Raw genomic sequence first — 16,247 nt, forward strand, 5'->3', positions numbered from 1 at the left:
CAATTCAAAAAAGACTTAAATCTAGATCTACACCCGATATTATACTTTTAAAAGAATGTACTCAACCAAAAGTGGATTGCGTATAGCATTCCTGGTTTTTGTTTATCAATGTCTTATTAATTACATCAATAATTTCTCTAGATTTATGATTAATAAAAAAATGATCACCTTCAAATTCCAACACCCTACAATTTTTTGAAGTACCTAGCGCCCACATACTCATATTTTCAAGATTAACATCTTCATCTTTGTTACTGAAGAATGCAGTTATGTCGCAATTAAGTTTATTTTTTTTGGGTGTATATACATATTTTTCAACAAGCTTATAATCGGCTCTTAAAATTGGAATATAAATCGCCATTAACTCTTTATATTCAAAGAACTCCTTAGGGGTTCCGCCAATTTTAAACAATTCCTCCTTAAATTCATCGTCAGGCAATAAATGAATTATTTTTTCATCACCTTTTATAAATGGAGGATACCTTCCAGAGACAAATAAATGTATTGGCTCCCGATTACCTAATTCCATTATCTTATGAGTCAATTCATAAGCAAGCAGACTTCCCATGCTATGTCCGAAAATTGCATATTCCGTCTCTTCTATATCATTGCTTATATTCATATATATATCATTTATAGACTCATCTATACAACTTGATAATGGTTCAGCAAAACGCTTTCCCCTACCAGCCAGCTCTATAGGATTTAATTCTATCGAACTATGTAAATACTTTTTCCATTTAATATATGCCATTGCAGATCCGCCTGCATATGGCAAACAAAATAGTTTTATTTTACTCATACCCTACCTCATAAGACAGCACTATAAATATTTTTTGATTATGTGATTTTTCGATTTTACCTGTATGGCAATGCGTTTTCTGATGCTTCATTTAGTGAATACAGTTGATAGCAGAATATAGTTAATCCAGATTTAATACAAAACTCTATTCACTCCAACGTATTTTGGGAAGTAAACTTACTATTAGCATATTTTTAATTACAATGAGATTGTCAAATTAAGAACAAAAATGTAACATAACTTTTATTAAATATAATAACGCAGATTTTGCAGATTATAATTAATGGGATGTTGCGGCTAGTCTTTAATTTTCTCAACTATCTCCAACGCAACACTAACCAGCCTTATGCTCCCCATAAGCTCTATCTCGACCCATGCTTGTCTTTTATGTCTGTTAACCTTCTTAACATTACTTTCCCACCCCTTGAGTGGTCCATCTAATATATGAATTCTATTCCCTTCACTAATACCATTTGATGATTCAATACAGCGATCATCATTGCATAAGCTCAGCAACAACTGCTTTTCAGATTCCCTCATTGCAATTTCCGTATCTGAGTATCTCAATATATGGACTATATCTCTTGAAACACAGAGCAGCGTTTTTGTTCTTTTTATGAATTCTTGGCCAGGTATCTCAGATTCGATAAAAACATAACTTGGAAATAAGGGCTTAAGTTCCTTTTTTACAATTCCCTTAGTTTTAAAAAGAAACTGCTGTAATGGCACAAATGGATTGAATATATCGGAATCTAACCGTTCTCTTAAGAATTGTTCAACCTTTAGCTCTCGACCTGTCCGTACAAAAAGTATATACCAGTACATTTCTAAAACCCCACATCTTTATTACATTTTACATAGCTTCGCCCATTAACTTATCAAATAAATAAGCTACAATAACTTGGTATGTATGTTCCTTATCAGTAATTATCGTGACCCACCAGCGATTAACAACAAGATAAGTACTTAAATTAACAGAAAAAACGTTAATGCATACATTTGAGTTTTATTCCCATATATATAATCATAATACTAATATGGTAAACATTACTTTTTATGTTAGCAGAAAACTTGCCATTTTACAACAGTTTTTTTGGATATTTTTACTTATATTTACTTTTATAGTTAAAACAGAGATTATATAATTGAATGACAAGTTGGTAAAGAAGAAACTCGAAGAAATAATAAGGCTCTTAACCTCTTCTTTTGAGAAGAACCGCTGTGCAATACTCGTATTAATAGGCTTTATTTGTTCAATATCAATTTCTACTGGAAGATTATCTATAGAGCAGGTTACCCATTTGCTGGAGTGTGAAATATTATATTCAATACCAGTATAGTTTGATAAAAAAGTTCTTCGCGTCTTCACATTTATGAAATCTATTAATTCTCTCAATCTTGCTTTTCTCTATAGTACCACCCGGATTTACAAACAGCTACTTCCATCATTAAGAGTACTCCCCCAGAAGAATTTTCGTTCTATATTTATTGCAATTCGGTGTGTCTATCAAGTCGGGTAATTTCAGCCAGTACATTTAAGGAGCATTTCCCACATATCAATTTCTTTTAAAAATAACATTTTACATTTTTTATTAATATCGTTAATTAGTAATTTTTTATCATTTGAAAAATAGATTTTTATAACTTTATTTTTAACTATATTCCATCCTTCTTGTAATTCCATGCAGTATTTTACTAGAGAATTACTGATTAGTGAATTATGGATTTCATCTTCTAATTCTTGCATCAGAATTTGGTTTGCTATATGTCTGTTTACTATTTGAAAAATTTGAGTAGAAATAAGGTCACACATATGACCTTCAATAAAATCCTTTTCAGATAATTCCCAAAAAACTATTGGTATTATTTCATTGATCTCATTTATTATTCTTTCAGCATTATATTTTACTTCACTAATTGATAGTTCAAATCTCTCTATGTCTTTAGATAATTTTAATGTAAATGCATGAGGTTCAAGAGGACAACTCGTTACTGCTCTTATTAATCTATCTTCAGGTACTTCGAACTCGTTATATCCATTAAAGTTTTCATCAAAAACATAAAATACTTTTTTTCTATCGTTATAACCATTAATAAATGAATAATGTTCCCAATGGTGCTTATCCCAACAAACACTATTTGGGATCCAATAAAATAAATCTACTCCAACTAAGATAATTTCTTTTTTCTTTACTAATTTCTCCAATATACTGAAACATTGCTCTTTAGATTCAAAATTTAACTGTTTTTGCTCAATAAACAACATATTTATATACTCTTCGCCATATTTAACCATAGGGTTTATTGTTAACTCATTATATTTCGTATAATTAGGTGTCTCTTTTACAAAAGCAATATACGAATAATCATTGAGTAAAGCTGCTTGATTGTAACTAGGTTCTAATGAAGTTAAAACTGAAAACAGCATATTAAATTTACAATTCATCCAAAACGGTTTAAATGGTTCAAAGTTTAGACTTATGTTCATAAATTTCTCCCTTTCTATCGTTATAGTAAAGCTTTATAATTTGTACATCATAACTAATTTCTAAGCTTATTTAACCATTCTTAATTCTTCTTGACATTTATGAAATATACTAGGACTCTAAAGCTTCCGTTACATACTTTTCCCACAAAAAAATACAGCTTCGCCCTTTCACACCAATTTAGTGTTATAAAGCAAAGCATACTATTTCATCATCATATGTTAACGCGACTCAGCGACGATTAACATCTTTCAGAATTTTTATCTATTAATTTCCTTTAATCAATATTCTTTACCAATCAAGCCCGAATCATATATCACCCTAAATTTGCTAAAGGCCAATTTTACCTGCTTTTTATTGTCTTTTCGAAAATCTGCTATCGTCTTGAAATCAGGTTTTAATCCGTTAATTAGACATTGAACTTCTATATTCCTGTAGCATTCCCGTTCTATTTTGCAAGATGATTTAATCCCGGTTAAATTAGCTGGATGAATAGGATTTAAACAAATCAACTGATTCTGTTTTTACACAACCTCATTTCAAAATTGGAAAATCTATATAGCATATATTATACAAACATTTTTTAATTGTCAACTACATCCTTATTTGTTTTTTTTTACTTATTTTGTTAACTGAAGATAATATATTTCTTCAAGTTTTGTCCTATCTATGTAATTACTGCGAGCCATCATCTTCCTTAAAGCCCAGACGAGAATAGGAGGCTTGCAAAAATTAAAACATAAACTGATCCCAGACTAATTTATATAAGCTGCCAATTCCCAGGGTTTGGTAAACTCACCAGGTAGTTCCACGGGGCGGCAAAAAGGTATAGCCCACCCTTTCACATGTATCTAGTTCAGTTGTTTCATACTTATTCATTCAAATATAGTGTTACTTTTTGGTCTATTGTTTTTGCGGTTTGCTCAGCAGATGCTTTGCCTTTTGAATAATCTTCCAATGCCTCTCCCACAATTTTCCTAACCTCAATATCCATATCTTTTTCTGGTTTTGCCTTTTCAACTAACAAATTCATCTTTTCAGCAAGTTTCTTTGGTAATTCCTTTGCCGGATATTCGCTGCCAAACCCAGAACTATTGTTGGATAAATAGCTATTGATATCTTCATTATAAGCTTGTTTATTAATTGGCAGCAATAAATTTAAGTTATAACTACCATAGCTGTCGGATGTTTTTTGCAAATCCCTGGATAGAATTATCTTTATGAATTTAAATGCAGCATCTTTACTCTTGCAAAAAGAATTTATACCTATACAATCTCCAATTCTTGCATAACAGTCTCCATTATTTGTTAATGGAATTATATCCATATCATCTCCGATTACTCCATTATATATAGAATTATAAGTCCACAATTGCCATGGAGATTCATTTGAAATATCATATGCCATAATCAGCTTATCCTCTTTAGTCATATCAGTATATGAGTTATACTTGGCACAAGTATCATATGTGGCAATGGAAGGATATATATCCTTATATATTTTAAGAAGATCGATAAATTTCTTTGTGTTAAAATAGGTTTTTCGATTTTTAATGTCAATGAAATTGTCTCCGGAGATTTGCATCATAGTTAAAAATCCAAAGTTACACCAAAATAAACTCTTATTTTTATTATCGTTATTTTTTATAAAATCTTGCGCCAGCTTATGTAAGCTATCAAGTGTCAAACCAGATTGTTCAATAGCAATATTGTTCTTTTTTAATGTTAAATCAGTTGTCCTGAAATATGGTATGGAAAATTCCAGTGGTATGTAAAATCTTTTGTTATCATAAATACCACAATCAAAAATATCTTCATAGTAGTCACTTCTATTAAATTCATTGTCCTTACTTATTAGTTCATTTAAGTCGGTAAAAATACCACTCCCGGCAACCTTATACAGCGATTTAAATGTATTGGCACCAAAGATAATTATATCCGGTCCTGCACCGGCCATCAGCTCTGTGCTTAGCTTGGTATTCATTTCCGAATACTGTTCATTCCCGAATACAGTCTCGGTAAATTCAATTCCCGGATAAAGTTCCCTGCATTTTCTTAGTGCATTTTTTGTCCTGCTGTTATAATCCATGTAAATTATACTAAGCTGGGCTTTTATGCTATTGTTTGTGTCAATAGCTTCACTTTGATTCTTGGAAACAGCAGCCACTGTTTCCTTAAAATAGTTCTCTGCTGTTTCTTGCAAAGACTTTGCTATATTATCATCATTATCATTTTTAGATACACACTCACGTATTTTTGTATCAATCAAGTCAAAAAGTCTGACATCCTCAATTTTACAAAAATCAAGCCTCTCTAAATATCCATCCACTTGTGGTAGAAGTGTTTTAATTGAGTTATTGGCCTTTTCCTCTAAGCATCTATCCTTTTCCTGTTCATATGCACTTTTACTTATTGGAAGCCCGTTTAAAAAATTATTCGCTTGATAATCCTTTGACAATAGCGTGCTGATAAATTCGTACGCTTCTTTTTTATGAGTACATTTCGAATTTATGGCACCGAATAAAGTAACTTTGGGAGAAATCTTGTTTTCTACAGTACATGCAGTATAAATTTGGGGCTGTATCCCGGTATTAAGCAAGGAGTAGTTATAACGCAAATTCCGTGGTGAAGTAATTGCACTATTCAGGAAGATTGCATCTTTATTTCTAAGAATTGCAGATATGTCACCGTCTTTTATTTTTTCATAGAACACCTTATCTGGTATGACAGATTTATTTATTGTTTTATATAGCTTTATAGCCTCTTTAACTGCTGCCGTATCAAGCTTCGCCGCTTTGTTTTCTAAATCAATTATATTGTTGCCAAGCCCTCTTATTAACGAGCTGGGCTCAAGATTTGACAGTATATATTGGCTTTCTTTTTGATTCTTTTTCTGATATTCAGAGCATATTTGAGAAATATCCTCCCAGCTGACATCACTATCCAAGCCGGTTATTCCTTTTTCATCAAGAACACTCCTGGTTGTAAACAAAGCATCTATCGTATAGCTCAAGGGAATAAGATATCTTTTCCCCTTGTATATGCCGTAATTCATAATCTCATTATAAATATCGTCCTTGTTTATGTTTTTATCATTATTATATAAGTCATCCAACTCACCAAAAGAACCATTATCTATGTACTTTGACAGCATTGGAATCCTAACAGGAGATGTTACTACTATATCTGAACCACTATCCGATAATAGGCTGGCTTGGATATCCTCAGAGTATTTTTCATATTGATCACTATAATATATCTTTTCTTCTATGGTGATTTCTTTATGGTCTGAATTAAACTTTCTTATTACATTCCTAAGAAAGGTATCATTCTCCATCACATAAATTGTTAATTTTACATTTCCATCCTTTGTATTTACATTTGAAAAACAAGCTGTGTTTACTGTCAATCCTATTACTATGATTAAAACCAAAATAGTTTTTAAAGCTTTCAAACCAACCCCACCTTTTTCTTAGCTTTTATGATATGGATATTATATAGTAAATCCTCCCAACCATTTTGATATCAATAATTTATTTACTATTTATTTACACATTGTTCATGAAATTGAATTTCTTCATTATTCTGTTTAATTATTAATTGATTAGCTATTATCTCAACTAAACCATTTAGTGTGGAAAACTTCCCTTTTGAAATATCTTCTTCTGGTATTGTAATGTTAAATTCTTTTTTTATATCAAAATAAAGATATAATAAATCTCTTGATGCCAGTTTAAAATCTTCACCCAGAAGATTTTTGCAAAAGTATTCCTTTCCCAATTCATTAAAATCAATATCAAACCTAGATTTAAAAATTCCGAATAGACCTGCTTCTACTTGATTTGTCAATAAATTATCCATATTTCTAATCCCCCCAATATATACCTGCATCTTATTTATACAATTTCCACATTGCTGTATTCATTTAGCTTCTCAATTGCGATATTTGCCATTTTCTCAGCATCGTCTTCATTTAAAATATTTAATACAGTATTCTTGCACTGACTATAAGTTTTGTTTTTTTCACTAATAGACTTAGAATCTATTGAAATATGGGATGATATTTGTTCTTCAAATGCCCGAGTCCAATCAAACTGTGTATTAGCAATGTTGAATACGTCTACATAAAATCCCAGTTTATACTTAAGCGAATTGCTAAAAATTTCAAAAGCATCAACTTTATAGTCTTCATAAAGTAAACTAAATATCACAAAATCCGGTATAACTGCTTGAGAAATTTCATAGGCAAACATACCAAATTTATTAGTAAATTGTCTATTATAAGGCATTATGCCTCCAGGTATACCGATAATTATAATATCCGGTGCTTCAACTTTTTCAATTTTCCTTATGAATCTATTAAACATCAATACTTTATTGACTTCTGAAATGTTACTATCATACATAAAGGAAGGAAAAGAATGAAATCCGAGCATCTCACAATAGGCTCTTGTTCCTACCTGGCTTATTTTATAGCCTAACCTTTGAATTTTTTCTCTTAATGCAAGTTGTATTTCAAACTTGTTTGTCCTTTCACCCATGCCAATTACAAAAATAACAGGAGTATTGATTTCTTCTATACTTTCATTTTTAATACTTATCGTGCTGTCTAATAGATTTTGGCTTCCACCATGATAAGTGAAGCTTACTCCTTCATAGTTGCAAATATGCTCCAATTCTTTAATTATTTCGCTTTCTAATTCTAATAAACATACTATATTTTTTTTTGATCTTATTGCCATTTTGATTTTGCTAAACATAATATTTTTAAAGTCAATTGGAAAATACGAATCAATAAACATTACTGTATCACATAAATCCAATGACTTTTCAAAATCCGAGGATATCGTTATTCCAATATCAGGACCACGATCAACGATACCTGCATCTTTCCCTGTAAACCCCCAGCCGTTGGGTGCTACCAGACAAGATATTTCATATTTTTTCTGTAAAGATTTGTGTCTCAAAATGGGACTAAATTGTAAATTATATGGATATATTAAAAGTTTCTCGTTTGCAACCATTATATGATCTCCTCCGTATTATATTTGCCAATCTGCTGAATCAATGTCTTTAAACAAATCCAATTCATCACCAAATTCCCTTAATGTACAAATATCTTTAAGTAAGTTCTCAACATAGTTTCTTACTGAAATACAATGCGATACCTTTTTTTCCATAGACAAATTACTATTTTCATCTGCTGCTGCCGCACAAAGACTGCAAAATCTGAGAGCCCAACAGTTTATACACTTTTTTTCACTTATTCTTCCAATGTTTAGTAAAGTTTTTATTTTATCAACATCAAATCCTGTATCGACATTTCCTATTTGCATTTGTGAAGACGTTTCACTAACCCTTTCACATGGATACAGGTTACCATTAACATCCATAAATAATCTCTGTACTCCAGGTGTACATGGGCCCCCATGATGAACTTTATCGGGTATCTCCTTCGTTAATTCCAATCTATTATACCTATCTATCATTTGGCCATAGTACCTCCAAACTAATTTAGAAGTATACTTTTTATTTAAATAACCAACCTTGGATAAAAATAATTTAAAATACTCATACCTGAGCTTACTAATATAGGTATCTGAATATTCTATATCCTCTTTTTTATAATAATCGGCTATTTGTGATGATATGAGATTAGACTGTTTAATTTCTTGAAAGTCAGCAAAAAAATCATTAACGCAGCTAAAATCATTTTCCGGATCTAATACTGCATTAAATGTAACTCTTTTATCTAAATAAGAAGGAAATTTTTCTTTTATCATATCTATGTTATCCATTACCTTCTCAAAGGTTCCTTTATCCTCGTTACAATATACTCTATTTTTATTATGAACTTCTGCCGGTCCATCAAGACTAATTAATAAATTTACGTTATGCTTACATAGATAAGCAAGCATTTCTTCAGTTATAAGTGTCGCATTTGTAGTCAATGTTGTATGAATCTCTTTTCCTTCACCCTTTTCCTCATAGTACTTTATACATTCCTTTATAAAGTCAAATTCAATTAATGGCTCTCCGCCATAAAATGCCAGAAAGATTCTTTCATTATCCTTTGAGTTTTCGATAAGAAAATCAATTCCTTTTTTAGCTGTTTCAAAGCTCATTTTAACATTCTCATGTCCTCTATTTTCATAGTTTCCAGAGTATACACAATATTTGCACCTAAGATTACATTGGCGAGTTATTTGAAGTGTGATCATTTTGACTTTATTATTAAGGTGATATATTAACGTATCACTTATGGGATTATACATTTCCTTTGGTCTCTTGGAAGATAAAAAACCAAGATCACGCAAGTAATTAACTGAATCAATAGTGTGATTACCATATCCCGAATTATCTTGATTTCCTGATAAATTATTTTTAATAACCTCAAATTGTTCTTTTTGTAAACTAAGAATTGTATTTTTATTTATATCATATAAATAATACCCTCCCGGGGTGGTAAATAAGTGTACAAATGAATCCTCCACTAACCGTTTCCTCCTCATCCGAATTAAGGATAACCGGAATATAATAAAAACTATATTCCGGTTATAGCTATTTAATTATATGCTACTGCGTAATTCCTGGTATTAATTGATCCTGTGCTTGTAGATCCAATAGTTGCTGAACCTGTGGTAGCAATAGCTGAAGTATTTCCTCCACAGGTTGTCGGGTTACAAGTACACGAACAAGAGCTGCATTCACATATCATAATGCAATTGTACGCCTCTATAGTCTCTTTCATTTCATGCATTTTTTTACCTAACTTTTTCATTTTTTCACCCCCTCACTCTTGCAGTTTAGGTATGAAACTCGCGACTTTCCTTACCTTTTATTACTACTTTTGCACCTAAATATGTATCCATGGAATATAGGAGCAAAACTTTCTTAACAATTATAAAAAATTATATGACTTTCTTCTCTTCCACCAAGAAATGCTTATAAAACTCACAATTACTCTTTAAATCATACAGGCTCTTATATTCTGTGATACTCCCGTAATCCACCATCCAAATCTTATCAACCTTTGACAGGATATCAGTCTTATGACTTATCACTATAACTGTGTTATCTTCAAAAGCAGTGGTCAGCATTTGGTTAACGTATGCCTCCGATTCCATATCATAATTTGCCGTAGCTTCATCAAGTATCAGTATTTTTGACTTCCTCGCAAACGCTCTGGCCATTGCTATCTTTTGTCTTTGCCCTCCGGACAGCTTCGCACCGTTTCTGCCTACCTCACTTTTATATTTCAAGGGCATGTCCTTTATAAAATCGTATGCACCACTCTTAACTGCGGCATTATTTATTATTGAAGCATCTGCACTTGAACCAATTGATATATTTTCTTCAATTGTCGCATTAAAAAGGTATAAATCCTGACTCACTACAGAAAACAAATTTCTGTAGTCTTTGAGATTAATATCATCTATATCAATTCCATCAATCATTATTTTCCCTTCCTGTGGTTTATAAAATCTCAAAAGAAGATTTATGAGCGTACTTTTTCCAGATCCGTTTGCTCCAATAATTGCAACTTTTTCCCCACGACTTATACTAAAGCTAATATTATTTAAAACCTTTTCTCCATCCTTATATGAAAAGCTTACCTTCTCGAATTTGATGCATCCAGGTATCTCTCTACCAGTTAGTCTTACAAGGCTTTTCTTATCTCCATCAGCCTCTGTTTCCATATCAAGAAATTCAAAAAAGCGTTTTGCGGAAGGAATTATGTTTGAAAAATTATAGCCTATATTCAATATTGAAGAAATCGGTCCTATAACATAAGTGCTATATGTCAAAAATGCAAATAGACCTCCGATAGTCAGTCCATTTCTAAATGCAATGTATGCCCCAAGAATATACATAGCACAATTAATTCCCTGGAACACAATAATTTCTGAGTATTCATTAAATTTATCTAAAAAAGCCATCTTTATATTCATTTTTACTATATTTCTTTGCTTTTTGATAAATTCTCCTGTTTTTATCCTCTCAATTCCCCAAAGCTTGATTTCTTTTATCCCGCTTATTGCATCGCCATACCACGATGCATATTCACGGTTATATTCCATAAATTTATTAAACATCGTTTTCCTTTTTTTTGCTAAGAACTTCACTGTAAAATATCTTATTGGTACAACAAATAACACAATCAGTGTCAATCTCCAGTCGATTATCAGAAGCCCGATTAATCCACCGATAATTCTAAATATTTGCGATAATATAATAAATGTACCTTTGTCACAAATCCTGGATATATTCCCAACGTCCATTCCAACATTGCTCATAATTTCAGAAAAATTTGTATTATTAAAATATTGAAGCTTGAGTTTTTGAAGATGCTTAAAAGCCATTTTTGTAAGAGAATATTGAAAGATAGAATTAACATATGAATAATATTTCGTTTCAAGCAACCCGATAGCCTGTTCCAGCAAAACAATCGAAAAAGTAATTATTGAAAATTTAACTACTACATCTAAATTTTTTACAAGTAGACCGTTATCCATAATCTGTTTGCTAAGCAACGGCAAAATCATATTGATTCCAGCCGAAGCAATTATACAAACAAATATTATACTGATTTTCTTGAAATACGGTTTTAACAGCTTAAATATTCTTATGATTAAGTCTTTATTTTCTTTAGCTTTCATCACATTAGCACCAACTTATCATATGCTATTTTACATATTATGTAATATTTGTTAAATCTTAACCAATTATATGACAAAGTTCTACTAATGTCAAACCATTTTTTGCTTTACTGTATACTTAATTACAATTTAGCCATATTTTACACCTAAAAAGCTTTTTTACCCTTAGCAATAGCTGAATTAAAATTTTTTATAAAAAAGTGTGCATTTAGGAGAGTTAAAATGTATAAAAAACAGTGAAAAACAGATTATGCTATTGGATGACTTTTTCTTGCCGTTTACCTCCTAAATGATTATTATTAGTTCATTTTATTAACTGCTAATAAATAATATTTTAAATTTCATCAATAGGCTCGAAGTGAACATGAACATTATCCAAATTAGTTTTATTGCTTTTAAGTTCAGTTTTTATTAAATGTAATATTTCTTCCAACCTATCTACAGTAAAATCTCCTCGTATACCACAATGCAAGAATACTGAAATTTTTTTACCGTTTCTGTATAGTTTGATGTCATGACAGTCCACATTGTCAATAATTTTATTAACCGCATCTTCAATAATGCCGATGATGTCATGATGCATTTCGGTAATATCCTCAGTTTGCTCCTCTTGTTCAAATCTTTCAAAATATAGGCTAACATTATCAACATTCTTTATTTCATTTTGCACCATATTCTCAATCTGGTGGGATAGCTCGTGAGAATCTTTCAAAACCAGATTCTCTTTTACTTCTATGTGAGCAGTAATATTCTTTCTGCCTTCAACCTCATATACATGGACATTGTGGACATTTAAGCAGCCAGGAAATTGTAATACGATTTTCTCCAACACATGATTAATACTTAAATCGGTAATATTAACTGCTTCAACAGGAAATGTGCTGACAACAATATCGCTTCTTAATATTTTTTTCGAAATCTTTTCTCTGATTTCATGTACTATGTTATGAACATTTCTGTGACTTTCATTTGCTTCAACCCCAATACTTAAATGGATGTATTGTGTTCCGCCCGAAGGTCTGATTCTTATTTCCGCAACCTGAAGAACTCCGGCTATACTGCCAGTCTCCTGCTCAATCATTTCTCTCATACCCTTGGGAGCAGTATCCAGTAAAACATCAATTGTCTCCTTTCCCAGCTTTATGCTTACCTTGATAACAAGAATTGCAACCCCTAAAGCTGCTATCGGGTCCGCAAGTTTTAGAACAGGCATTTTGAGGTAATCACCTATACCTGCACAAATCAAGCCGGCAATAACAACAGAAGAACTCATCACATCACTACTGAAATGAAGTGCATCAGCTTCCAAGGCCTGACTTCCATATTGTTTGGCAACTTTTTTTAAAACCTTAACCCTTGAGGAGTCCACAATAATCGAAATAATCATTATTAACACACCCCATTGAACCCCCATCAGTTCTTTTGCTTTACCAAAGAACAGCTTTTCCACTGATTCATAAATAATCCACCCACAGGTTATAAACAATAAAACCGTCTCTATAAGTGCTGAAAAGCTTTCTATCTTACCATGACCATAATGGTGCTCAGAATCAGCAGGTTTATCAGAAATCTTTACAGCAAATAATGTTATAACTGCCGCAAACAAATCTATAGCTGAATGAAGTGCTTCAGATAAAATACCCAGGCTGCCAGTAAAAATACCCACTGCAATTTTCATTACAGTAAGGCAAACAGCAGCAAAAACAGAGCTCAAAGCTGCCTTTTGTTTGTCGATAACCATACTCCTATACCTCTCCTCTTATTTAACTTACACATATATCACAAGATAACTCTGAAGCAATGCAATTCCCGGAAATGTTCTAGAAGTGAAAACAAAAAAACCTGTAGAACATTTTACTGTCCCACAGGTATAATGACTATCCTGCTGCCAATTAAGGCCCAGCCCCACGAACTAATTTTAGTTCATCGCCTGCTCAGTTTGTACTGTAGATTAATATGCAGTGCAAAGAGTACTAAATATATTATATCATACTTTTTTAGTTATTCAAGGTAAAATTTACCTCCCAGAAAATAATCGAAATAGAATCTTTCCAGTTAAAAAAGCTGGGGATAAAAGTTATTCGTTTCGGGGAGATGGATAGGAAGGATTTCTTTATCCCTCCATTTGCCTTGCTGTTATTCTATATTGTGTTCTCAAGCACGTTTGGTCTGCCTGAAATCGGAGCTGAATTGTTCAATAATGAATTTGTCTGCTGGGTAGGGGTGATTGCATGTGTAATGGGGTATTTATTGTTTGTATATGCAATGATTTCGTTTGGAAAAAGCTTTCGTGTCGGTTTGGATGAAGATCACCCCGGAGAACTTGTTACCACTGGTGCATTTGCAATCAGCCGTAATCCAATATATACGGCATTCGGATTGGTTCTGACAGGATTATTTTTGATTATTCCGAATTGGATAATATTGATTTATGCTATTGCAGGTATATGGCTGTTCAATCGCCAAATCCTACTTGAAGAAGAATCGCTAAGAAAGATATATGGCGAAAAATATGCGGAATACTGCAATAGAGTTAGACGTTTTCTATAAGAATCATTTGCATTTGCATGGAGGATTTAAATTCGAATAAAAAAACACCTTCATGAGATATAACTTCAAATAACTTTTCATTTAACATTCTTTCTCCTCCTCTTTTTACCGGCACATTGAAAGGCTGGCACCATTAGCATAACGTCAAATTGTATTTATTAAAATAACCAATTACAAATAAGGGATTTTTTTAATATGGTATTGACAAGTTATAAAATTGTTCATATAATAAATAAGCTGCCTGGAGATAACAGCAGCATGTATTGCTTATAAATGCGCCATTAGCTCAGTTGGTAGAGCACCTGACTCTTAATCAGGGTGTCCCGGGTTCGAATCCCTGATGGCGCACCAAACAAAGAAAAACCATACATCCTGGGATGTATGGTTTTTCTTTGTTTGGTACCTTATTAGTTCTTTAAATGGTTCTTTATTTAGTCCTTTATATATTTCTTTGTCGAGTCCTCCGCCATTTATTGTTTAGGTTATTAAACCCTAAAAATCAAAAAATTAATTAAATTTGGTTATATTGAAATTTGCCAGCATTCGCACAGGATAATTTTCAACAGCCTGTAGAAACTATAATGGGTTTAAAAAATATAGTTTTTGGGAGGTATGAAAATGGGTCAATCAGGAAATATTGATGCAAAAAACGACGAATCCCTGGTGTATACGGATTTGGCTTCATCCGGCTGTAACGAATGCGGCTCTGAAAGTTTTAACGTTGAGCTTTCAGATAAAGTCTCAGATGAGAATTATTCCAAAGGCGTAATATTCACAACTTTTGGGAACAATGTCAGGCTGACTTACGACGGACAGCTGGCGAAAAGCGGAGCCGCCGAAGTATTTGCAGTAATAAGTACCGTTGATGGCAATAACGCACAGAATACCTCAACCTACCCTATGAATAGTACCAACCGTCAAATTTATGAATTATCTATCCCTGCCCGGATTGGAAGCCAGATAAATGTTGCCTTCAAAGACAGTTCAAATAACTGGGATAATAATTCAGGCAAAAACTATAGTTATTTTATCCAATAACCAGAATAGGTAGCCCACCGGCTGCCTATTTCAATTTGTCACTTCTGACCGGTGGGCTGTAACATCTTGAAGGTATATTGCACAGCAAAAACGTATATTTGTCCTGCAGCTGGTACCTGGAAGATAATCATAAAAATATACTTTTTCTGTCGGGCAGCAATTCTTTCGAAGTCAGATGTATCAGCAGCTCCTCAGCCGCCGACAGGTTTGCGATACCGCATATTACATACATCCACCAGTTCGAAGAATAGTTTAGAAGAAAAATGGGAATTAGAAATAAAAGCAGTCCTGTGACCTTATTGGAATACGTATGAAGAATTGCAAAAGATTTATATTTCAAAAATACTATTGCCATTGAGATAATTCTGATAACAAAAACCAATAAAATCCAAATAACTATTTGAGCAGGAATACTTATAACTGGATATAATTTGAAAAACAAAACCGCCACCATTACCAGATCCGCTGCTGAATCCAGCCTTGCACCAATCGGACTGGAAGTTCCTGTTTTCCTTGCAATAAATCCGTCCAGCATATCACTTATTCCACAAAGAACATATATGATGTAAAAGGCAATACTGAGCGGCTTTATTGCAATAAGGCATAAGGCAAGAACTATCCTTGTTATGGACAGACAATTTGGTATTGCCTTTACTATACGGCCTGGTGCTGCGGTTTTAGCTGCATTTTTTGCAGTGTTATGGGACATAT

Annotated in this window: 13 protein-coding genes, 1 tRNA gene, 1 pseudogene and 1 riboswitch; of the genes and pseudogenes, 3 read left to right on the top strand and 12 right to left on the bottom strand. The window is 32.5% G+C overall.

All coding sequences use genetic code 11. The features are described from left to right. Positions 1-61 precede the first annotated feature (61 nt). From T344_RS0125425 to T344_RS29305, 11 genes and pseudogenes are all read right to left on the bottom strand, one after another. Positions 62-802, bottom strand: coding sequence for a thioesterase II family protein (locus T344_RS0125425; protein ID WP_027631045.1), 741 nt, complete (start codon positions 800-802; stop codon positions 62-64). A gap of 297 nt (positions 803-1,099) precedes the next feature. Next, positions 1,100-1,627, bottom strand: a complete 528-nt coding sequence (gene loaP, locus T344_RS0125430; RefSeq protein ID WP_027631046.1) for an antiterminator LoaP — start codon at positions 1,625-1,627, stop codon at positions 1,100-1,102. Between the two features lie 697 nt (positions 1,628-2,324). Continuing rightward, on the bottom strand, positions 2,325-3,290 hold the full coding sequence (locus T344_RS0125435) for a hypothetical protein (protein WP_027631047.1): 966 nt from the start codon (positions 3,288-3,290) through the stop codon (positions 2,325-2,327). 351 nt (positions 3,291-3,641) lie between these two features. Continuing rightward, positions 3,642-3,758 (bottom strand): annotated as a pseudogene (locus T344_RS32015) (hypothetical protein); the annotation flags it as partial. Between the two features lie 401 nt (positions 3,759-4,159). After that, a complete protein-coding gene (locus T344_RS0125440; protein WP_027631048.1) occupies positions 4,160-6,742 on the bottom strand; it encodes an ABC transporter substrate-binding protein in 2,583 nt (860 codons plus the stop codon). Positions 6,743-6,828: 86 nt separating this feature from the next. Continuing rightward, positions 6,829-7,149 carry a peptide maturation system acyl carrier-related protein gene (locus T344_RS0125445; RefSeq protein WP_027631049.1) on the bottom strand — a complete coding sequence of 107 codons (321 nt, stop codon included), beginning with the start codon at positions 7,147-7,149 and terminating at the stop codon, positions 6,829-6,831. A 35-nt stretch (positions 7,150-7,184) separates the two neighbouring features. Then, complete coding sequence (locus T344_RS0125450; protein ID WP_027631050.1) at positions 7,185-8,312, bottom strand: TIGR04066 family peptide maturation system protein; 1,128 nt, start codon at positions 8,310-8,312, stop codon at positions 7,185-7,187. 18 nt (positions 8,313-8,330) lie between these two features. Next, positions 8,331-9,782: a Cys-rich peptide radical SAM maturase CcpM gene (gene ccpM / locus T344_RS0125455; protein ID WP_027631051.1), complete on the bottom strand. Its 1,452-nt coding sequence runs from the start codon at positions 9,780-9,782 to the stop codon at positions 8,331-8,333. A gap of 71 nt (positions 9,783-9,853) precedes the next feature. After that, positions 9,854-10,069 carry a CLI_3235 family bacteriocin precursor gene (locus T344_RS30875; protein ID WP_004625656.1) on the bottom strand — a complete coding sequence of 72 codons (216 nt, stop codon included), beginning with the start codon at positions 10,067-10,069 and terminating at the stop codon, positions 9,854-9,856. A 130-nt stretch (positions 10,070-10,199) separates the two neighbouring features. After that, a complete protein-coding gene (locus T344_RS0125460) occupies positions 10,200-11,948 on the bottom strand; it encodes an ABC transporter ATP-binding protein (RefSeq protein ID WP_027631052.1) in 1,749 nt (582 codons plus the stop codon). 334 nt (positions 11,949-12,282) lie between these two features. After that, complete coding sequence (locus T344_RS29305) at positions 12,283-13,689, bottom strand: cation diffusion facilitator family transporter (protein ID WP_084331340.1); 1,407 nt, start codon at positions 13,687-13,689, stop codon at positions 12,283-12,285. A 114-nt stretch (positions 13,690-13,803) separates the two neighbouring features. Next, a riboswitch (NiCo riboswitch) is annotated at positions 13,804-13,896 on the bottom strand. Positions 13,897-14,042: 146 nt separating this feature from the next. Between T344_RS29305 and T344_RS29310 the strand changes: the two genes are divergently transcribed. From T344_RS29310 to T344_RS0125485, 3 genes are all read left to right on the top strand, one after another. Then, on the top strand, positions 14,043-14,498 hold the full coding sequence (locus T344_RS29310) for a methyltransferase family protein (RefSeq protein ID WP_242842149.1): 456 nt from the start codon (positions 14,043-14,045) through the stop codon (positions 14,496-14,498). 275 nt (positions 14,499-14,773) lie between these two features. Continuing rightward, positions 14,774-14,849, top strand: a tRNA-Lys gene (locus tag T344_RS0125480). A gap of 267 nt (positions 14,850-15,116) precedes the next feature. Next, positions 15,117-15,536 carry a carbohydrate-binding protein gene (locus T344_RS0125485; RefSeq protein ID WP_027631053.1) on the top strand — a complete coding sequence of 140 codons (420 nt, stop codon included), beginning with the start codon at positions 15,117-15,119 and terminating at the stop codon, positions 15,534-15,536. Between the two features lie 127 nt (positions 15,537-15,663). Here the strand turns inward: T344_RS0125485 and T344_RS0125490 are convergent, their stop codons facing one another. Further along, positions 15,664-16,245, bottom strand: coding sequence for a CDP-alcohol phosphatidyltransferase family protein (locus tag T344_RS0125490; RefSeq protein WP_051572273.1), 582 nt, complete (start codon positions 16,243-16,245; stop codon positions 15,664-15,666). Between the last annotated feature and the right edge of the window lie 2 nt (positions 16,246-16,247).

The organism is Ruminiclostridium cellobioparum DSM 1351 = ATCC 15832, from assembly GCF_000621505.1.
Taxonomy (GTDB): domain Bacteria; phylum Bacillota; class Clostridia; order Acetivibrionales; family DSM-1351; genus Ruminiclostridium; species Ruminiclostridium cellobioparum.